This window comes from Leptolyngbya sp. 'hensonii' (assembly GCF_001939115.1).
Taxonomy (GTDB): domain Bacteria; phylum Cyanobacteriota; class Cyanobacteriia.
In genome coordinates this window covers 256,268-276,297 of sequence record NZ_MQTZ01000002.1, presented here as the reverse complement: position 1 = coordinate 276,297, position 20,030 = coordinate 256,268, and the positions used below count along the sequence as shown (strand labels likewise).

Here is a 20,030-nt window from a genome sequence, read left to right as displayed (position 1 = left end):
GTAAACTGGTGCCCTCACTGTGAGCTTGCAGGACTTGTTGAATTTGCTCTGGACTGACGTGACGGTAGTAGTAGAGGGTGTCAAAACTCTCTGAGAAGGTTTGTTGGCACCCCAGGCAAAAGTAGCGTTGATGCCCATTCGGCATCTTGCCATGCTTGTGAGTCTTAGAATGACCGCAGAGCTTACATTCCATAGCTTGAGTAGGTGAATCGTTGATTCCTTACTCTACCAGACCCACATCAGTTTGACGCACTACCGAAGATATCACCAATGCCTTTGAACTGGGTCAGCGGATTGCCGAGGCCGGTTGGGTATTGCTGACGGGTGGACGAGCATCAGGGGTCATGGATGCTGCCAGCCGGGGTGCCAAAGCAGCCGGAGGGCTGACGATCGGAATTTTGCCTACGAGCGATCGGGCGGGCATGTCTGCAGCAGTAGATATCCCCATCATTACAGACCTGGGGCATGCCCGAAATACCCTGAATATCCTCTCCAGTCAGGTGGTGATTGCCTGTGGCATGGGAGCAGGCACGGCTTCGGAGGTGGCACTGGCCATCAAAGCTGAACGATCGGTAATTTTACTGAACCCTGGAACTGAGAGTGCAGCGTTCTTCTGTGGCCTGTCCCATCGGGTTATGACGGCTAATTCCCCCGAGGTTGCCATAGACCTGACCAGGAAATTCCTGGACTGTACAAACCCCCCATAGCGGTGGTGCATGCACCACCGCTATGGAGAGGAGTGGGTTTGATTACATGGAAATGGCATCCACATCCACCGTGCCATTGCTCTCAGCATCACCAGCACCTTCTGCGGTTGGAGTTGTCTGAGGGGCCTCTTTTCTGCGGGTCTTGTAGGTATCCATCAGCAGACTGGATACTTCCGCCACCAGAAGAGTCACGATCGCCAAGTCATCAATCTGACCCAAGATAGGCAGAAAATCTGGAGCGATATCAAAGGGACTGAGCAAATAAACCAGCGTTCCCCCAATAATCCACCAGCGATACTTGGGGTTACGAAGCGTGTTGCGATACCAGGTGTAAACCGATTGGATTGAGAAATTCATGGTGATCGTCCTTCTGACACTGAATTAATCATGACAAATGATTCATCTGGCGTAGAGTGTGGAAAACCTGTCTGACTCTGTCCAGAGGACTCTACCCATAGCAGGGAACCCCTATCCGGAACAGCACCATCAGGCAGTGAGTCCCTGCGCTAAAATCACAGGGTAGGTATGACAGGGCTTTCCCATGGCGCAGTTTAAGATTCAGGCTCCGTTTGAACCTACTGGCGATCAACCGAAAGCTATTCAGCAGCTTACGGCTGGCCTGCAGGCTGGGTACGCCCATCAGACCCTGCTGGGGGCCACGGGTACGGGAAAAACTCATACGATCGCCCGCGTGATCGATCAAATTGGAAAGCCTACCCTGGTTCTGGCCCATAACAAAACTCTGGCAGCTCAGCTCTGTAACGAGATGCGGGAGTTTTTCCCTGATAATGCTGTCGAGTACTTCATTAGCTATTACGACTACTATCAGCCGGAAGCCTATATCCCGGTGACGGATACCTACATCGCCAAGACTGCCTCTATCAACGAAGAGATTGATATGCTGCGGCACTCGGCCACCCGATCGCTGTTCGAGCGCAAGGATGTCATTGTGGTCGCCTCCATCAGTTGCATCTACGGTCTGGGGATTCCCCAGGAATATCTGAAGGCGTCCATCCCATTTCGAGTGGGGGTCGAGGTAGATCAGCGGCAGATCTTGCGAGATCTGGCCTCAATCCAGTACTCCCGCAATGATCTGGATCTGGGCCGGGGCCGTTTCCGGGTGAAGGGGGATGTGCTGGAAATTGGTCCTGCTTACGAGGACCGGATTGTGCGGATTGAATTCTTTGGCGACGAAATTGATGCTATCCGTTATGTGGATCCAGTGACGGGAGCCACCCTGCAGAGCATGGAAGCCGTGAACGTGTATCCGGCCCGCCACTTCGTCACCCCAGAGGATCGTCTGGAGGTGGCCTGCAATGAGATCGAAACTGAACTCAAGGACCAGTTGGAAGCTTTGGAGCAGGCCAACAAACTCCTGGAAGCACAACGCCTGGAGCAGCGCACCCGCTATGACCTGGAACTGTTGCGGGAAGTGGGTTATTGCAACGGAGTTGAAAACTATTCCCGCCATCTGGCCGGACGAGAAGCGGGGGAACCGCCGGAATGTCTGATTGATTACTTCCCGAAGGACTGGTTGCTGGTGGTGGATGAATCCCACGTCACTGTGCCCCAGTTGCGAGGTATGTACAATGGGGATCAATCCCGCAAGAAAGTCCTGATCGACCACGGCTTTCGACTCCCCAGTGCTGCCGACAATCGCCCCCTCAAGTCAGAGGAATTCTGGAACAAGGTGAATCAGTGTATTTTTGTCTCAGCAACTCCTGGCGATTGGGAGCTAGAAATATCTCAGGAACGCATCGCAGAACAAATTATTCGTCCCACTGGGGTTCTGGACCCGGAAATCTTTGTGCGTCCCACCGCTGGTCAGATTGATGATTTGTATGGCGAAATTCGCGATCGCACAGAACGCAACGAACGAGTTCTGGTCACCACCTTAACCAAGCGGATGGCCGAAGATCTGACCGAGTACTTGCAAGAACGAGGAACTCGAGTGCGCTATCTACACTCTGAAATCCATTCAATCGAGCGGATTGAAATCATTCAGGATTTACGGGATGGAGACTTCGATGTGCTGGTGGGCGTCAACCTGCTGCGGGAAGGACTCGACCTGCCAGAGGTGTCCCTGGTAGCCATCCTGGACGCGGACAAGGAGGGTTTCCTGCGAGCTGAGCGATCGTTGATCCAGACGATCGGTCGCGCCGCCCGCCACATTCGGGGACAGGCCATCCTCTATGCCGACAACCTGACCGACAGCATGGCCAAAGCCATCAGCGAGACCGAGCGGCGGCGGGCCATTCAAATGGCGTACAACGAAGAACACGGGATTATCCCCAAACCGATCGTCAAAAAATCTGGCAACGCTATCCTGGCTTTTCTGGAAGTCTCGCGCCGGTTGAATGCCCAGGAACTGGAAGTCGTCTATGACCAGGCCCATGACTTACCCCTGGAAAACATCCCGGAACTCATTATCCAGTTAGAAGCCCGGATGAAAGAAGCCGCCAAGAAACTGGAGTTTGAAGAAGCCGCCAAATACCGGGACCAGATCAAACACCTGCGCGATAAGCTGGTGGGCCGCAAATCCTAAATCTTCCCAGGCGTTGGGTACAATGCCTTTAGGGGGCCGGTTTAGGACACGGATGACAGTGCAGGCAGCTTCTGCAATGCCTCAATTACAGCAGATGCGGGAGCCGTCCAACCGATGATGCCACCCTGGGCACGGACCATCTCCAGGGTGGCTTGCTTGAACTCTGGAAAGTAGCTTTCGGTGGCATCTTCGACCAGGAGGCATTCGTAGCCCCGATCGTTGGCTTCCCGCATCGTTGTCTGTACACAGACTTCGGTGGTGACGCCCCCGATCACCAGATGGGTAATCCCCCGTTCTTGCAAGATGGTCTCCAGGTTGGTTCGACAGAAGGCTCCTTTCCCTGGCTTCTCCAGCAGGATTTCGCCAGGCAGGGGAGCCAATTCAGGTACGATGCCGTTGCCTGCTTCTCCCAGAACCAGAATGCGGCCCATGGGGCCTGGATCCCCAATTTTAAGGCTGCCTTTTCCCCGGTTCAGCTTGGATGGAGGACAGTCCGAAAGATCGGGTTTGTGGCCTTCCACGGTGTGGATAATCAACAGGTTGGCGGCTCGAAAAGCGTCCAGCAGTTGTTTAACAGTGGGGACGATTGCCTGCAATCGAGTCACTTCGTTACCAAGGGCATCTCCAAAGCCACCATGTTCCAGAAAATCGCGCTGCATGTCGATCATGATCAGGGCGACTTTACTATCAGTAGGCAGCTCGTAATCGTAAGGTTGGGCAGCGATCGGGATCATGGGGGTTGTCCTAAAGAGAGAGGGTGCTAGTGACCAGCCATACTCTGGCCGATTTTGGCAAAGTCGGCTTCGGCGATCGAGCTTTCGTAGGCAAACTTACCACCGCTCATGACCAGGATGCGATCGGAGAGTTTCAAGACTTCATCCAAGTCTTCGCTGAACAGCAGCACAGCGACCCCCCGGTTACGGGCTTCGACAATCTGGCCATGGATGTATTCCACGGCAGAAAAGTCTAGGCCAAAACAAGGATTGGCAGTAATCAGCAGTTTAATTTCCTCGGAGGATAGCTCTCGTGCCAAAACCGCCCGCTGGACATTGCCACCGGAGAGGTTGCCGATCGGAGTGTCCGGTGAAGGGGTCTTGACGGAGAAGGTGCCAATCAGCTTCACAGCAGCCTGTCGAATCGCTTTCAGGATCAGAAGGGGTCCCCAGGCTTGGGGGGGACGATCAAAGGTGCGCAGGGCCAGGTTCTCGGCCACACTCATGTGGGGAACACAGGCATTCCGCAAGGGTTCCTCTGGCAGGCAGTAAATGTGATGGCGAGCCATCTCCGATCGGGTTGCGGTATAGAGATCCCCGCTGACTTTAACCTGTCCCTGAGTGGCTGTCCGTTGACCTGCCAGGACCTCAACCAACTCCCGCTGACCATTTCCGGACACCCCAGCTACCCCCACAATCTCTCCGGCATGCACGGTCAACTTAACCCCATTCACTGCAGGTAAGCCATTGTCCTTATTGGCATGGATATCCATAATTTCCAACACGGGCTTTGGTTCGGCAGCCGTATTTTTTTCAACCTGCTTTTGCTCCCTCGCCTCACCCAGCATCATCTGAGCCATATCAGCCACCGTCAGGTCTTTCACATACCCATGCCCAGCAAATTTGCCTTTGCGGAGGACAGTGACTTCATCGGTAAACGTGGTGACTTCCCGAAACTTGTGGGAAATCATCAGCACACTCAGGCGACCGGCGGTGACTTCTTCCCGCAGCAGTCCCAGCACTTCATCAGCCTCACCAGGGGTGAGCACGGAGGTGGGCTCATCCAGAATCAGAATCCGATTCTTCAGGTAAAGCTGCTTCAGAATTTCTAGCTTCTGTTTTTGACCGGCGGCCAGTTGGGCGATCGGGGTATTTAAGTCCAATTGAAAGGGGGAAGACTTCATGAACTCGGCCAGTTCTTCACACTCCTGTTTCCAGTTAATCAGGTTAGAACTATCGAATTTGGACAGTACCAGATTTTCAGCCACGGTCATGGCTGGTACGGAGGTGAAGTGCTGGTAGACCATGCCAATGCCATACTTGTGGGCATCTCTGGGGCTATTAATCTCTCGCTCATGCATCCCCACCATAATCTGGCCGGAAGTGGGGGTGTAGAACCCCATAATGCATTTGACCAGAGTACTTTTCCCAGCTCCATTCTCTCCCAACAACGCATGGAAGGTTCCAGATGACAATTTCAGGGAGACATTATCCAGGGCCGTGAAACTTCCGAAGCGCTTGGTCATGCTCACGGCTTCCAACTCTGGTGGACCCGAGTAGTGATGACTGCTATCCATTAATGCCGAACCCGAATTAGCCGTGGAAGGATCTGTGGTGGTCATTGTAACACCCTCCTGAAATTGGTCATGAATCATCCCCCTTGAATGGCCTGAATCAGTGCTTCTGAAGTTGCGACTGCCCCGAACACACCACCTTGCATCTTGATCATCTGCAGGGCGGCGAGATGGTTGTTGTAGTCTGTGGCCCCTGTACAATCCGAGAGCATCAAGCATTCATAGCCCCGATCGTTAGCATCTCGCATTGTGGTGTGAACACAAACATCTGTTGTAATACCTGTGAGCACAATGTTCTGTATCCTCTGACGCTTTAATAACAAATCCAGATCTGTGGCGTAGAAGGAACCCTTCCCCGGTTTATCAATAATGGGTTCTCCGGGGAGAGGTGCTAGCTCGGGAATAATCTCCCACCCCGGTTCGCCCCGGACCAGGATGCGACCGCAGGGACCAGGGTCTCCAATCCCGGCTCCAATCTGGCGCGATCGCCATTGCTTGTTCTCTGGCAGGTCAGACAGGTCGGGACGGTGACCTTCCCGGGTGTGGATCACCCCATATCCCCCAGCTCTAAAAACAGACAACAGTCTCCGGATGGGCTCGATCGGAGCCCGGGTGAGAGACAGGTCATAGCCCATCTTGTCTACATAGCCCCCCTGGCCACAGAAATCTGTCTGCATGTCAATGATTATCAGGACCGTATTCTCCGGGCGCAGGTCCCCGTTATAGGGGTAGGGGTAGGGGTCAGCTGCAACAAAACGTCCCATGCTGTCCCCTCCTCAGGAGTTGGTGCCCAGGGCACCAGGAACACCACTCAGTGTTCGTTTAGGAGAACAGGTGATGACCATAATCGCCAGGGTCAGAATATAGGGGGCGGCATTGAACAGGTAGTATCCCTGAGTGACCCCGATAGACTGCAAGGCAGGTCCCAGGGACTGGGCTCCACCGAAGAACAGAGAGGCATACAGGCACTGGACTGGGTTCCAGCGGGCGAAAATCACTAGCGCCACAGCCATCAAACCCTGCCCGCTGGAAATTCCTTCACTCCAGACGCCAGGATAATAGAGGGAGAGGGAGGCTCCTCCAATCCCGGCCAGGAAACTCCCGGCGACAATGGAAAGCATCCGGACCCGATTAATCGAAACGCCCATGGCCCGGGCAGCATCGGGACTGTCTCCGACGGCACGGATAAACAACCCCCAGCGGGTCGATCGAAAAAACCAGGCCATCAGGGGAGCCAGAGCCACCCCCAGCACAAATAGGGGGCTGATGCGCAACGCTTCCTTCAAGGGAGCGATCGTACTCCAGTACCCCAGGTCGATCGTCGGCAGTTGGGGAGCCGAAGGCTGGATGAAGGGTTTACCCAGGAAAAAGGCTATTCCGCTGCCAAAGATAATCATGGCAATACCAACTGCCACATCATTGACGCGAGGCTGCTGGCAGAGCCAGGCATGGATCAGGCCCAGGGTCATGCCCGCGATTCCGGCAACCAGGACGCCAATCCAGGGGGATTTGGTCAGGTAAGAAATGGCATAGGCGCTCATCGCTCCTGTCAACAGGGTTCCCTCCAGGCCAAGGTTAATTTTGCCGCTTTTCTCCGTCAGGCATTCCCCCAGGCTAACAAACAGGAATGGGGTTCCACCGCGCATTGTCCCGGCGGCGATCGCTAGGGGAACGCCCCACCAACCGATTGCTTCTGTGGCCACGCAAAGTTCCTCCGTAAAACATTAAACAACTGCTGCTGCGGACGATGGGGAAACTGGCGGTGTAGCAGGACGCTCTGGTTCTTTAAAGATGGCAAATCGGCCATACAGAGATTCGCTGAACATCACCACCAGGAAGACAATGCCCTGGAAAACATAGACGGTTGCATCGGGCAAATTGTGAACCCGTTGCAGGATACTGCCGCTGGCCAGAATCCCACCTAAGAGTACCGCCACCAGAGTCGCAGCCAGAGGATTGTGGCGGGAAATGAACGCCACCAGAATCCCAGAGTAGCCATAGTTGGCATTCAGGGAGGCATTGGCTCGGCCTTGCACCGCAGCAATTTCCACCATGCCTGCCAGACCAGCGCAGGAACCAGCCAGGAAGGAGATGGCCATGGTCAGTTTGCCCACCGGGAGTCCGGCGATGCGGGCGGCCCGGATGTTGCCCCCCGAGGTCCGGGCCGCAAATCCAAATGTGGTCCGCTGAATCAGGATGTAGGCAATCACACAGGCAATCAGGCCATAAATCAATCCGTAGTGGATACGAGTGCCGGGGAGTTTATCCAGCATGTTGATATCCGCCAGGGGAAAGGTGGAGGGCTTGTTCAAGGAAGCCGGATCCTTCATCGGGCCGGTGACCAAGTGGTTCAACAAGGCGATCGCAATATAGTTGAGCAGTAAACTGCTGATCGTCTCATTGACGCCCCGGTAGTGGCGCAATGCCCCGACTGCCCCAATCCAGAGGCCGCCGCAAACCAAGGCCGCGATCGCCATGGCAATCTGTACGATCAACGAGGGGGCGCTAGTTCCCAATGCCAGACCGATCGCCACAGCCCCAATACCACCGACCACCAGAGCTCCTTCATTTCCAATGATGACCAGCCCCAGGCGGGCAGGGAGGGCCGTACAGAGGGATGTCAACATCAGAGGAGCGGCCCGGATCAGCGTGTTCTGGAAAGCAAACCAGCTACCAAAGGCCGCTTTGTGGATAGAGGCATAGACTGCAAACGGGTTTGCTTTGGCAGCCCCACAAAACAACCCGAATAATATCAATGAAACAAGTAACGCCCCCAAGGGGATACAGATCGCCTCCAGGGTAGAACGCCACCGAGCACTACTCATCATGATTAACCCTTGACTTTACCAATCACACCTTCAGCCAGCCAATCTGTCTTATCCAGGGCACTATCTGTGATCTTCAGATCCTTACCCGTTGGAATGACTTCTTTACCTGTGTTGTCCTTGGTGCCACCTTTATAGACAACCAGGGTCCCATCATTGGCCTTGGCCAGCATTTCCTCGGCATCCTTTTTCGCGGCCTCGCTGACGGCTGGGCCAAAGGGAGCCAGTTTCACGTACTTCTCTTTCAAGCCACCCCGAGATAGATGGGGAATGCCACCATTCATCAGGGTCTTACCGGCTTTGATTTTTTCCACAAATTCGCTGTAGGCACTGGGGAAGTCCCAGGCCGCACCTGTGAGATATCCCTTGGGAGCCAGGGCTGATTGAACAGCATGAAACCCGGAGGAGTAAATCCCGCGCTTCTCAGCCGTTTCGATGACGACCTTGGGGCTATCGACGTGAACGCTGACCACATCAATCCCCTGATCAGCCAGACTATTGGTGGCCTCCGCTTCCTTCACTGGTTGTGACCAATCCCCAGTGAAGATCACCTGGACAGTAATGTTGGGTTTGACACTACGGGCTCCCAGGATAAAGCCATTGATATTGCGCAGCACAGGGGTGATGGGCTTGGCTGCCACAAACCCCAACTTACCTGATTTGGAAGTCATCGCTGCAACCCGACCACAGATATACTGACCTTCATCCACATCCCCAAAGTAGCTACCAATATTTTTGGGATGCTTGGATGCGTCATAGAGAGCGCCATAGTGGAAGAACTGCACCTCAGGGTACTCTGCCGCCATTTTGACAATATGGGGATCAAAGTATCCAAAGGAAGTCGGGAACAGGATAGTTGCCCCATCCTGTTCAATCATGTTTCGCATAGTTTCCTGAACATCTGTGGTTTCAGGTACACTGGCTTGCTCCACAATCTTTACCCCAGGCAATTTAGCGACGGCAGCAGCTCCTTCGGCGTGGGCCTGGTTGTAGCCATAATCATCCTTCGCCCCCACATAAATAAAACCAACGACCAGAGGCTTGTCTGATGACGGGGATGAAGTGCCCGGAGAATTCGATCCACTCTGAGTTTCCTGGGGGGTGCAGGCAGTCCAAATTCGGGATGTTGCTCCAAAAGCGCCAGCAGCCAAGAGGCCGCGGATTACCTGACGTCGGGGTACATAAATTGACTTCCGGTTACTCAACTCAACTCCTCCTTAACAAGGGACCAATAACAAACCCATTTCTACGAAAGACTATCAACCCTAACCCTAAACTTCAAATACAGGATATGCCTGAGCAAGGATCAGCCAGGTGCTGCTTAATGTTGAAACCTATACCTTGAGATTTGAGTATTTAGACTCAGCAAATCTTTATCTGCAATTCATGTAAGAGCCACTGCAAATGATCCGCTGACAAGAAAAGTAAGCCTAAGACCAGAAGAAGAATGTTACGCAAGTTACAGAGTTGATAGATAGGAAGCCTCTACGATTTCCAAATCGCAAAGGATTGTAATGTCAGTTTTAAGGTGAACGGTCAAATTCTGAAGGCTTGTAGAGGTTGGTTAGCCCGTAATTTTTCGTAATTCTGGCTACTAAACTTAACGCAGGAAAGTAATGGAGTGATTTCCTGGCCAGTGAGAAATTTGGGTTCTCTTGAGAATGGAGTTCGCTATATGAGGGGAGGATTTTAGGTATTGATATACTTTGTACATTTCCCCCATGCTCCCCTTTTCCCGTTCTGGGAGAAGGGGGTGAGGGTCTGGGGAGGAACTCAGGTACATCAAGTATATTAAGGCTGAATTTTAAGCCTTAAAACTCAGAAGAAAGACCCGGATCTGACTGCTGATATTTCGGTTTAAATCGGTAACTCTAAATTCTCTATCGAGCCCACAGCGTCACGCATCTAAATTTTTTTTACCTTTTCGCAGGTTTAGACACTTTGGCCACAGTTTCACCCCCATAATTTTCACTAATCTGCTACTCAGGATTGCCGGTCAAAATACGGCTTTGCCTTTTGCGTGTAATTACTTGGTTTTTTATTTGTGTGTGAGGAGATGATAGAGCCAATGCTAAGAGCTGTCACAGCGTGGAAACTGATGCGGGTAGCACCTGCGATCGCAGGTGTTTGGTTGGTGAGTACTCAGGGTGCGATCGCCGATCCGGCTCCCAAAGATACCTACCGCTCCGTAGCAGAAATCAATCAGATGACCAATCTGGATGCACCAGTTTCATCGGCAGATGGACCCGATGCATCCATGCAGCAGTTAAATTCTGTTTCCCAACTTTCAGATGTTCAGCCTTCTGATTGGGCTTTTCAGGCACTGCAATCCCTGGTGGAGCGCTATGGTTGTGTTGCGGGTTATCCCGATGGGACTTATCGGGGCAGCAGAGCCATGACCCGCTACGAGTTTGCAGCAGGTCTGAACGCCTGTATGGACCGGGTGAACGAATTGATTGCCTCAGCCACAGCTAATCTGGTGACCAAAGAGGATCTGGAAACCCTCAGACGCCTGCAGGAGGAATTTGCGGCTGAGCTGGCAACATTACGGGGCCGAGTGGATGCCCTGGAAGCTCGCACAGCAACCCTGGAAGCTCAACAGTTCTCAACCACGACCAAGCTGAGTGGTCTGGTTTGGTTCAATATTACTGGTGCAGGTTCGCCTGGGACGATTCAGGCAGAAGGGGTTAACATTTTCAATGGAGGTCAGGCTCCTGGAGCTATTCCACCCGTTCGGAGCATCAGCCAGTCCCCCAGTATTACCTTCAGCTCCCTGGCCTGGCTGACCCTGACCACGTCCTTCAGCGGAAAAGATAGCCTGGTAACCCAACTGGCCGTCGGCAATGGCATTTCTCCAGCCAACACCCTGGCCTCAGCGGGTCTCTTCAATACTTTTGGGGTACCCTTCACAGACCAGACGGCGTTTGTCAATACGGGAGGATTTCTACCAGGAGAAGGGATCGGGGCCAACACGAGTGTAATCATTCATGACCTGTTCTACCGGTTTCCCGTTACGGATACCCTGCAGGTAATTGCCGGTCCCCGAGTCAACTGGTACCGTCACTTTGACGACAACCGCTATACCTTCTTCCTGTTTGGTGCCAGCACCTTTAACTCGATCGGGAGTACATTAACCAATGGTCTGGATCGGGGTTCAGGGGCTGTGGTGTCCTGGAAACCCAGTTCTCAATTCCAGTTCAATGTGGGTTACCTGGGTGCAGAAGTGGAGTTTCTGCCTTTCGCCCCATTCAACTCTGCTTCAAACCCCCAGCAAACCCAGGGTCTGTTTGGAGGTTTGAATACCCTGACGGCTGAATTGACCTTCACTCCAGTGAAGCAGTTTAATCTCCGTCTGCTTTACAACCGCACCAACATTGGTTTACCACCGGGTGGTGGTGTGATTGGGACAGAACCAATTTACGGTTTTGCTGCCGATACCGTTACAACGCCTGGTTTCATTAATCCTCTGGGCAATGCCACGGCAGATACCTTTGGGATTAACTTTGATCTGGAAATTGCCAAGTGGGTTGGAATCTTTGGGCGATATGGGTTTGCCAATACTGATCTGTTCCGTCCTAATGGTCTGGGTCGGGCTGGTTCCATCACCGCTCAGGCCTATCAGATTGGTCTCGCTTTCCCTGATCTGGGTAAGGCGGGAGCCGTGGCGACCTTCTCCTTTCTGGTGCCTTATACCGTCACCAGTGGGCGCAACCTCCTCATCTCGGGGGGCGGCAATGGGGGGAAACAGTACGAGTTTGAATTTACCTACTTCTACCCTGTAAGCGACAATATTGCCCTGGTCCCGGCTTTTTACATCATTGCGGAGCCGAATAACTTCAGCAATAACCCACCCATTTACGTGGGGAATCTGCGTACCCAGTTCAGTTTCTAATCGGTGTTGTCAGAAATGGTGCGTAGGGGGGACATAACATGTGACATCCCTACGCACCATGCTGATTTACTGTTGCAGAATTGTCTGACAAATATAGTCTGCTGTTGCGGGTGCTAGCAGGATGCCATTGCGGTAATGGCCAGTGGCCAGGAGCACATTCTTATAGGTGGGAAGGGCACCCACGATCGGTGCTGGACGCCCCTCTGGTCGGGGTCGCAACCCAGACCAGGTTTTGACAATCGTCCCTCTAGCCAGTCCAGGACAGAAGGCAGTCGCCCGCTGCAGCACCTCTTCCAGAGCGGCTGCAGCTGCGATCGGGGCTGAACCATTGGCAGAGAATTCGACCGTGGCTCCGACCCAATAGGCTCCTCCACCTACCGGAACGATGTGGGCATCCTCGCCGGTAATGGCGGGTTGGCGATCGGGGTCCCCCAGGGGATGGTCGAACTGTATTTGCACCGCCTGCCCCAGGACGGGCCTTACCTCAACTGGCTGATGCAGCGCTTGGGTGAGGGCAAACGATCCTAAACCCGCTGCAATCACCACCCAGTCTGCCAAAAACGTCTCCCCATCCGTTTGCACTTGCTGGACCGAGCCAGTTTCTGCTGAGAAATCCTGTACGGTACAATCAAAGCGAAACAGGACTCCATTGGCTGCTGCTGCTGCCACCAGAGCCAGGGTGAGAGCGGTCGGATCGAGCTGACGATCGTGGGGAGAATACACAGCTCCAATCAGGCGATCGTTCTCCAACTGTGGATATTCCGCCTGCAGTCGGGCCATTTCCAGAAGTTCCAGCCGCCAACCCTGGGTCTGCCGCATCTCCACCAGGTTTTTCCAGGCCGTTAAATCATCCCCTGCAAAACAAAGTTTCAAAATGCCCTGGCGATTGTAGGGAATGGTTTGCCCTGTCAAAGCTTCCAGTTCAGGGATGAGGGTTTCGTAGCGGCGCATGCTGGCCGATCGCATCGCCCAGGCTTTTCCCTTCACTTTCTGGCTAAGGATCCCCACCATCACTCCCAGAGCTGCCCCCGTCGAACCCAGCCCTGGGGAGTGGCGATCCAGAACTGTGATGCTCAGATCTGGATTGCGGCTTAACTCATAAGCGATCGTGGCTCCAACCACGCCACAACCAATTACAACGATATGGGTCATATTCCAATGGGCCTAAAAAATGAGGGAGAGAGGGAAAATTCTGGTCCTTCCCTCTCTCCCCCAGGTTTTATGTCTATTCAGCCGTTCGCGACTATCTATTTTGCCTTAGCCCTTTGCCACGGCGGCAAAATAGGCGTTCAGATCCCGCAGGGTTTCACCATAGCTACGCACCATCTTGGAATAGCTTTGGGCCAGCGCAGCTTCATCCAACTCGATCAGATGCTCAAAGACTTCCCTGGCTGCGGCAGTGGCTGCAGCCTGTTCCTGCGGTAACAAACTCCGAGTTAGTCGATTCATCCGTACCCGCAATTCACCCATTGGTCCATGGATGAAATCACGAACATCTGTCCACTGGCGCTTTTCAATCATAGGGACCAGTTCTGGCAGGCGATCGCTGACAGCCTTCAGGTTAGAACGATAAACCTGAATCTGTTCCAGTTGGGCCGCTGTATAGGTTGGTGTCGATTTCTTGGCAGCCATCGCTGGCATATTCAAGCTGACCACGAAAACCAGAATCAAGCCCAGAATCAAGGATAGGAAAGACCGTTGGCGTACCATAACACTCTCTTACTACTTCATCCTATATGCCGTCACTCATCATATCGTATTTGTCATCTGTCATTTGATTGGCTGGGTGGTAATGACTTTGGAGAATTTGTCATTAGTCCTGGGTCATTGGATTAGTTGAGTACCCATGACTAATGACAATTTAATCCGAATTTGCGCTGAGGACTTGGTTTTTGCTCGTATAGATAGTTTGTAGGGAAACGGGATCGATTCTATTGAGCAGCCATGATTGATGTCTTACTGGTTGATGATCAGCGAGTGATTCGAGAAGGGCTTAAAGCACTGCTGGAGTCGAGTACGAATATTCGAGTTGCTGGTGTTGCTGAGAATGGACAGGCAGCCATTCAACAGGTCGAAGCTCTGCATCCCGATGTGGCTCTGATCGACATCCACATGCCTGTGATGAATGGGGTGGCGGCAACCCGAATCATTTCCCAACGTTTTCAAAAAACGAAAGTTCTGATTCTGAGTAGCGAAGATGATGATCAGTATCTGGCTGAAGCTCTGCAAGCTGGAGCCAGAGGCTATCTGCTGAAAAATTCATCGGCAGAGGAATTGATGGATGCGATCGATCTCATTTATCGAGGGCATAGTCAGGTTGGTCCTGGTTTATTGGAAAAGATCATCTCTAGAGTAGCGATCGACCCTGCCTCTACAGAACCAGTGATGCTTCCCATCGAAGTCTCGGAGCTGACTCCGGTGGAATTGGAACTGATGCGCCTGTTCCAAGGATTTAATCCCCTCGATCTAAAGGAATTTGTTCATCTCAGTCTGAGACGGCAGAATCTAGATACGCTGATGCACCGCCTAAAAAAGCAGCTGGAACAGACTCCCACCAACCTGTCTGCCCTTTATCTGGCTGGTGCCTGCAGTCGCCAACTGCCTGATCACCAGTCCCAGGCGCTGGATTACCTGCGGTTGGGATTCCGGGAAGCAGAGCGGCAACAACGCCCCTGGCCAGAACTGCTCCTGTTCTGTCGGGAAGGCGGGGTAATTGATTTGGCGGAAGTCTATACCTGGGTGCAGCAAATTCGCGATCGCTGGAGAGATGACGAATTGGGCAGGCAGTTTCTGCGGGAAACGGCTGCTCTATTTGGTGAGGAATCCCTTTACCAGCGGATGCTTCTGGCTCAATGGCAAATTAGTTCCCTGACCAGCAAATGGCGTCATCTGACTGAACTGCAACCGACGATCGATCGCTTGCAGCAAGGGTTTAAACGCTTACATCAGGATACTGGGTTGCCTATTTAAAGGAGAGATGGCTTGAATAATCTGGAACAAATAGAGGCAGAACTGACGACCCTGCGGCAGCGGTTGACCCAGTCCACAGGAGTCCTGGAAAATCTGACGACTGTTCAGATCGAGTTTGAGAATTTGCTGCATGCGTATCATAAGCTCACGGAATACATTGATCAGGCTAAGCAGACCCTACAGGATCTGGAGCGATCTCAGGTTGACTGTGAACAGCGATTTACAGCCCTGACCCGCAGTGCAGAACGTCAACAGGAACAGTTTCGTGAGGAGGCGCTGAAGCGAGAGCAAACCCTGAAAGCTGATCTGGCCCGCCAGATTGAGGCCTTAAAGGAGGAATCTGAGCGCAAACGGTCTGATTTTCTACGGGATTGGGATAGCCATCGGGAAAGTGTTCGTAACCAGCTCGATGAACTGGGGGTTCGGCTGCGGGTGGAACTGAAGACCCTGACCAATCAACTGAATGAAGTGAAACCTGATGATGAGTATCTGGTGAAGCTGGAGCGGGTTGAAACGGCAGCCCGGAAGTCGAAAGCTGCGATGCTGGAACTGGATCAGCGGCTGGACTCCATGCGGAACTGGATGATCGGAGCCATTACCCTGGGGTTCCTATCCTTCTCCCTGGGGCTCTGGCCGCTGCTCCGACTGATCTCCCGTTAATCAGCCTGGCAAGCCTGGCTCAATAAGCCCCCTTCCCAAATAGAACGATCCGTAGGGTTTCAACCAGAATGTCTAGGTCCAGGTTGAGGGACCAGTTATCAATGTAGTAAAGATCCAGACGAACTGCATCTCCGAAATCATCGATTTCCGATCGTCCAGACACTTGCCACAGACCGGTCATTCCCGGCAACACCTGATGGCGAATATGGTGCCAGGTGTCGAACCGTTCCACATCCCGCAGGGGGAGGGGCCGGGGACCGACCAGACTCATCTGCCCCAACAGCACGTTGAAAAGTTGAGGCAGTTCGTCCAGACTGGTTCGCCGCAAAAAATGCCCCAATGGTGTCACCCGAGGGTCATCTTTGATTTTGAACAGCACCCCATCTTTACTCTGATTTTTGGCCTCCAGCTCAGTTTGCATTGCTGCTGCACCGGAGATCATCGTCCTGAACTTCCAGACCTGGAATACGCGGCCATGCAGCCCGATCCGTTCCTGGCGAAAGAAGACTGGCCCGGGGGAACTGAGCCCAATGGCGATCGCCACCCCCATCAGCAATGGAGCTAGCCCGATCAATCCCAACAGAGCACAGACAAAATCCAGGCAACGCTTTAACCGATAGTCGAGGCCATTCAGGAGGGGAAACGGGGCTGCCATCCGCAGGGTGGGCAGGCCAGCACAGACCTCTGGCGTTCCCCGTCGATGCAGGGTCTCCAGGCTGGAGGGGATCAGTCGCAAGGTGATGCCGCACTTACGCAGTTGCCAGTATAGGGTGGAAGCCAGCACCGTATCCGGGAGTTGCTCAGCCAGGACTTCCCTGGCCCCACTGGCGCGGATGTTCTGGAGGGTAATGGGGGAATTGGCCAGGGTGGCCAGGGCAGCCCCGACAATTCGGTAGTGCGATCGAACTGCCAGGGTGCGGGCCAGGGTGTTGAGACGGTCTGATGGGGCGATCAAAAATACCGGCACCTGCAGAGGACGAAATTGCCGCAGGAGTAGGGTGGCCATCATGCGAAAGCCGACCACAAAGCCAACGCTGGTGAACCAGGCTGAGAAAAACAGCGATCGGGGGGCATCCAGTTTCGGGTCGTAGAAGTAACTCACCACCAGGGAGAGTAGATAGACCAGGGTGACCAGTTGACCAGCTCGAATGTAGTTTTTCCACTGGGTAGATGCCCGATATAACTCTCCTTGGGCAAATAGAAATAGGGTCAATCCGGCAAAGACCCAGAATAGCCCGGGCAATCCCAACCAGTGTCCCCAATTCAATTCAGAGGGCAGGGGGGAATAAAACCGATTTAGATGGGCTGCTAATCGCCAAGCCAGAGCCAGAGCCAGAATATCGCTCAGCAGCAGGATAACCACCAGTTGCCATTCCCAGGCAGGAGTCTGACGAAAATTGAACTGGCCAGGGGCGCGAATATCTGTCTTCATCGATGAGAAGCTGGTGAAAAGAAGAGGTTCATGGCAGTTAGTCCCTGCAGTTACACTCTAGTATTCACTGCAATTAAGAGGGTCGTTGCATCTGTCGATGAAATTGGTAACGGCTTAATTTCCATCCCCTACGACGGTGAAAGCGGCCCATGACCTTGGATCGGGATACTCTTCCATGGTTTTGAGCATGGCCTGTCGCATGGCCTGGGCTTTGTTGGGGTCCCGTTGCCAGTTCTGGTAAAACTGGGTCATCAGAAATGCAGTGGGAGCATCAGGCACTTGCCAGAGGGAGACGATGACAGTGGGCACCCCTGCAACCATCAACGATCGGGATAATCCGATCACCCCATCTCCTGTGATGCGTCCTCGTCCTGTGTCACAGGCGCTCAAAATCACTAACTCGGCCTGGAGTTTCAGGCTGAGCAACTCCTCTGCCGTCAGGAGTCCATCTCGCTGCCGATCGGGGGCCAGGGCGATCGCTCCGGGAATGGTTGCGCCCCCAAAGTCATCTAGCAGACCGTGGGTAGCCAGGTGGATCAACCGGGCCTGGGAGAGGCGTTGCAACACGGCAGATTCCGTGGCCTGGGCACCCACCAGGGGCTGGGTCTTGAACAGGGCGGCGATCGCCTTGGCTTCTTTTTCAGCACCGGGCAACGCTGGCAGTTGGGTGGCTGCTCCGGCCCCGAATTTGACTTTCGGCATAGTTGGATTACCCACAATCAGCACCTCGCCTCCCTTCCCAGTTCCTCGCCTTGCTTGAGTCAATTGCAATACCTGAATCGACGGGGCAATCAGAATGGTATGGCGTTCAATCAAATACTTGCCGGACTGATCTTGCAGGGCGGCAAAGGGCACCAGAAATAGCTCGGACTGGGGGACAAAGATGACAGGGGCGTTGGGATTGCTGGGCAGTAAGTCAGCGATCGGCTTAATCAGGAGGGTATGGAGCTCTCGGAGACGGGGATTTTGAAAACTGGCAGAGGTTGGAGGAACTGGTTGGGCAGTCTCATTAAATTGAATGCCGCGCACGCCCAGAGATGCCCGACTATCCATGACCAGGCTGACCAGGGCTTGCTGATTTTGCACCAGGGGAGTGAAATCAACTTTACGGAAAGCGACCTCTCCAGAAGGTCTAACTACCCAGATATAGAGCTTTGTAGTGGCTTCCGACACAAAAGCATACTCAACCAGCGTGGCCTGACGAGTCTGGGCGATTTTTTTGATGTCGGCAATTTTAATCGGCTGAACCGTGGCCTGACGGTTAGCGGCATTCACCTGTCCCCGTCCAGCCAGTAGCTCCACAAAAGCCCTGGCTCTGCCCCGTTCGGAGATCTCCAATGCCGATTCAATCTTACCCTGGACTACCAGCACCTGTTGCAGGACCTGGTAAGGGTTCCGCTGGGTATCCGCAATTGAAACCCTATCCGCATCTTTCAGACCATCCCGCATGGACTCATACACCTGAATGGAGTCCAGTAAATACTTCTCAGCCTGATTAGCCCGATTGGATACGGCTAGGGAGGTTCCCAGATTATGAAGAGCTCCGGCGGTAATCAGGGGAGTGTTAATCTCCTGGGCAACTTTCAAGGCAGCCTGGGCAAATTGAATCGTTTTCTCATAGTCTTTGAGCTGAAAGTATGTATTGCTCAAATTTACTAAAACCTGAGCGTTACCCAGGCGGTCTTTTAGCTCCTGGACAAGGTTGAGTCGCTGCTGCTGATACTCGATCGCCTGAGCATATTTCCCTTGCTTATTGTAAACAGTGCCTAAATTTCCCAGCACTGTGGCCTCACCCAGGCGGTTATTCAACTCTCGGAAAATGGCCAGAGCCTGCTGGTAAGCCGCAATGGCCTCAGAGTATTGCTCTAACGCGATATAACTTAAGCCCAGATTGTTGAGGGATGAGGCTTCTCCCGGACGATTTTGGTTCAACCGGGCGATCGCTAGACCCTGCTGTTGGTAAAGGAGGGCTTGCTGATAATCTCCCAGATCGCTGTAGAGGATGCCCAGATTGCTGAGGGCATTTTCTTCAACGAGGCGGTCTTTAACAACTAGGGCAATCTCCAGACTTTGCTGAAAATAAGTCAGGGCCTGCGCGTAGTTTCCACGGGCATAGGCGATTCCCCCCAGATTGCCCAGGACTTTGCCTTCCCGGACCCGATCGCCCAGTTTTCGAGCCAGTTCAGCAGACTGTTGATAAAAGGCTGTGGCCTGTTCATAGTTGCTCAAAAAATAGTAGGCATTGCCTACCATTCGCAGGGCTTCTACTTGCCCCGATCGATCTTGAAGTTGACGGTAGAGTTGCAGGGCTTGCTCTGCTGATTGGAGGGACTGCTCAAACTGGCTGGTATTGATTTGATCTTTGGCCAACTGAATAAGACGATCGGCTTCTGCCTGCTGGGGGTTATTGGCCTGGGCGATCTCAGACGGAACAGCCATCAGACTGGGAACCATAGTCGGGCTTAAGGGAAGCAGGAGTAACAGGAATAACTTTAACCAGACTCTACCCTTCCCCATCTCTTCGTCTCCTACTGATTTGCTGGGTATCGAATCGCGTCTTTCGTGCTGTATCCTAACTCGCTGGAGAGATCCCAAACAACCCACATCTAGTGAAAAATAAATGATTTAATCTGGACGCTGTAGGGAAAATACCGAGGATTCCGAACCCGCACCGTACTCCCCAGTAAACCTGGGCTGCACTAAGATGATAGA

Annotated in this window: 16 protein-coding genes and 1 pseudogene; 5 read left to right on the top strand and 12 right to left on the bottom strand. The window is 53.2% G+C overall.

Translation table 11 applies throughout. The features are described 5' to 3' along the window. A pseudogene (locus tag BST81_RS27275) lies at window positions 1–193 on the bottom strand (IS1 family transposase); the annotation flags it as partial. Between the two features lie 70 nt (window positions 194–263). Between BST81_RS27275 and BST81_RS01375 the strand changes: the two are divergent. Beyond that, window positions 264–707 carry an LOG family protein gene (locus BST81_RS01375; RefSeq protein ID WP_075596733.1) on the top strand — a complete coding sequence of 148 codons (444 nt, stop codon included), beginning with the start codon at window positions 264–266 and terminating at the stop codon, window positions 705–707. Between the two features lie 42 nt (window positions 708–749). Here the strand turns inward: BST81_RS01375 and BST81_RS01370 are convergent, their stop codons facing one another. After that, a complete protein-coding gene (locus BST81_RS01370) occupies window positions 750–1,064 on the bottom strand; it encodes a YkvA family protein (protein ID WP_075596732.1) in 315 nt (104 codons plus the stop codon). Between the two features lie 184 nt (window positions 1,065–1,248). Between BST81_RS01370 and uvrB the strand changes: the two genes are divergently transcribed. After that, window positions 1,249–3,252 carry an excinuclease ABC subunit UvrB gene (gene uvrB / locus BST81_RS01365; protein WP_075596731.1) on the top strand — a complete coding sequence of 668 codons (2,004 nt, stop codon included), beginning with the start codon at window positions 1,249–1,251 and terminating at the stop codon, window positions 3,250–3,252. A 41-nt stretch (window positions 3,253–3,293) separates the two neighbouring features. Here the strand turns inward: uvrB and BST81_RS01360 are convergent, their stop codons facing one another. From BST81_RS01360 to BST81_RS01335, 6 genes are read right to left on the bottom strand one after another with little or no spacing between them, the layout of a single operon-like run. After that, entirely contained in the window at window positions 3,294–3,986 is a 693-nt protein-coding gene (locus BST81_RS01360; protein ID WP_075596730.1) for an isochorismatase family cysteine hydrolase, read from the bottom strand. A gap of 26 nt (window positions 3,987–4,012) precedes the next feature. Further along, a complete protein-coding gene (locus tag BST81_RS01355) occupies window positions 4,013–5,587 on the bottom strand; it encodes an ABC transporter ATP-binding protein (protein ID WP_216351170.1) in 1,575 nt (524 codons plus the stop codon). Window positions 5,588–5,616: 29 nt separating this feature from the next. Beyond that, window positions 5,617–6,303, bottom strand: coding sequence for an isochorismatase family cysteine hydrolase (locus tag BST81_RS01350; RefSeq protein WP_075596729.1), 687 nt, complete (start codon window positions 6,301–6,303; stop codon window positions 5,617–5,619). A 12-nt stretch (window positions 6,304–6,315) separates the two neighbouring features. Beyond that, the gene (locus tag BST81_RS01345; RefSeq protein ID WP_075596728.1) at window positions 6,316–7,242 is read right to left on the bottom strand and encodes an ABC transporter permease; all 927 of its coding nucleotides are present in this window, start codon (window positions 7,240–7,242) and stop codon (window positions 6,316–6,318) included. 21 nt (window positions 7,243–7,263) lie between these two features. Beyond that, complete coding sequence (locus BST81_RS01340; RefSeq protein ID WP_075596727.1) at window positions 7,264–8,367, bottom strand: ABC transporter permease; 1,104 nt, start codon at window positions 8,365–8,367, stop codon at window positions 7,264–7,266. 2 nt (window positions 8,368–8,369) lie between these two features. Then, window positions 8,370–9,569, bottom strand: coding sequence for a BMP family ABC transporter substrate-binding protein (locus BST81_RS01335; RefSeq protein WP_075596726.1), 1,200 nt, complete (start codon window positions 9,567–9,569; stop codon window positions 8,370–8,372). An 893-nt stretch (window positions 9,570–10,462) separates the two neighbouring features. Here BST81_RS01335 and BST81_RS01330 point away from each other — a divergent pair. Next, window positions 10,463–12,256 (top strand): iron uptake porin, encoded by a 1,794-nt coding sequence (locus BST81_RS01330; protein ID WP_075596725.1) that lies wholly within the window; start codon window positions 10,463–10,465, stop codon window positions 12,254–12,256. A 66-nt stretch (window positions 12,257–12,322) separates the two neighbouring features. On the opposite strand, the gene BST81_RS01325 is transcribed toward BST81_RS01330, so the two are convergent. Together BST81_RS01325 and psbQ are read right to left on the bottom strand one after the other, a co-directional pair. Further along, window positions 12,323–13,408 (bottom strand): FAD-dependent oxidoreductase, encoded by a 1,086-nt coding sequence (locus BST81_RS01325; protein WP_075596724.1) that lies wholly within the window; start codon window positions 13,406–13,408, stop codon window positions 12,323–12,325. A gap of 105 nt (window positions 13,409–13,513) precedes the next feature. Further along, a complete protein-coding gene (gene psbQ / locus BST81_RS01320) occupies window positions 13,514–13,966 on the bottom strand; it encodes a photosystem II protein PsbQ (RefSeq protein WP_075596723.1) in 453 nt (150 codons plus the stop codon). 234 nt (window positions 13,967–14,200) lie between these two features. Between psbQ and BST81_RS01315 the strand changes: the two genes are divergently transcribed. Together BST81_RS01315 and BST81_RS01310 are read left to right on the top strand one after the other, a co-directional pair. Continuing rightward, window positions 14,201–15,226 (top strand): response regulator, encoded by a 1,026-nt coding sequence (locus BST81_RS01315; RefSeq protein ID WP_075596722.1) that lies wholly within the window; start codon window positions 14,201–14,203, stop codon window positions 15,224–15,226. A gap of 12 nt (window positions 15,227–15,238) precedes the next feature. After that, a complete protein-coding gene (locus tag BST81_RS01310) occupies window positions 15,239–15,886 on the top strand; it encodes a hypothetical protein (protein ID WP_075596721.1) in 648 nt (215 codons plus the stop codon). A 19-nt stretch (window positions 15,887–15,905) separates the two neighbouring features. Here the strand turns inward: BST81_RS01310 and BST81_RS01305 are convergent, their stop codons facing one another. Both BST81_RS01305 and BST81_RS01300 read right to left on the bottom strand, forming a co-directional pair. Further along, the gene (locus tag BST81_RS01305) at window positions 15,906–17,318 is read right to left on the bottom strand and encodes a sugar transferase (protein ID WP_075596720.1); all 1,413 of its coding nucleotides are present in this window, start codon (window positions 17,316–17,318) and stop codon (window positions 15,906–15,908) included. 114 nt (window positions 17,319–17,432) lie between these two features. Next, a complete protein-coding gene (locus tag BST81_RS01300; RefSeq protein ID WP_075596719.1) occupies window positions 17,433–19,835 on the bottom strand; it encodes a CHAT domain-containing tetratricopeptide repeat protein in 2,403 nt (800 codons plus the stop codon). Between the last annotated feature and the right edge of the window lie 195 nt (window positions 19,836–20,030).

Excerpts from the sequence above, each read along its gene's own strand:
- psbQ (WP_075596723.1), bottom strand. The coding sequence starts at position 13,966 with ATGGTACGCCAACGGTCTTTCCTATCCTTGATTCTGGGCTTGATTCTG.
- BST81_RS01315 (WP_075596722.1), top strand. The coding sequence starts at position 14,201 with ATGATTGATGTCTTACTGGTTGATGATCAGCGAGTGATTCGAGAAGGG.
- BST81_RS01340 (WP_075596727.1), bottom strand. The coding sequence starts at position 8,367 with ATGATGAGTAGTGCTCGGTGGCGTTCTACCCTGGAGGCGATCTGTATC.
- BST81_RS01305 (WP_075596720.1), bottom strand. The coding sequence starts at position 17,318 with ATGAAGACAGATATTCGCGCCCCTGGCCAGTTCAATTTTCGTCAGACT.
- uvrB (WP_075596731.1), top strand. The coding sequence starts at position 1,249 with ATGGCGCAGTTTAAGATTCAGGCTCCGTTTGAACCTACTGGCGATCAA.
- BST81_RS01300 (WP_075596719.1), bottom strand. The coding sequence starts at position 19,835 with ATGGGGAAGGGTAGAGTCTGGTTAAAGTTATTCCTGTTACTCCTGCTT.
- BST81_RS01330 (WP_075596725.1), top strand. The coding sequence starts at position 10,463 with ATGCGGGTAGCACCTGCGATCGCAGGTGTTTGGTTGGTGAGTACTCAG.
- BST81_RS01350 (WP_075596729.1), bottom strand. The coding sequence starts at position 6,303 with ATGGGACGTTTTGTTGCAGCTGACCCCTACCCCTACCCCTATAACGGG.
- BST81_RS01360 (WP_075596730.1), bottom strand. The coding sequence starts at position 3,986 with ATGATCCCGATCGCTGCCCAACCTTACGATTACGAGCTGCCTACTGAT.
- BST81_RS01370 (WP_075596732.1), bottom strand. The coding sequence starts at position 1,064 with ATGAATTTCTCAATCCAATCGGTTTACACCTGGTATCGCAACACGCTT.
- BST81_RS01325 (WP_075596724.1), bottom strand. The coding sequence starts at position 13,408 with ATGACCCATATCGTTGTAATTGGTTGTGGCGTGGTTGGAGCCACGATC.
- BST81_RS01355 (WP_216351170.1), bottom strand. The coding sequence starts at position 5,587 with ATGACCACCACAGATCCTTCCACGGCTAATTCGGGTTCGGCATTAATG.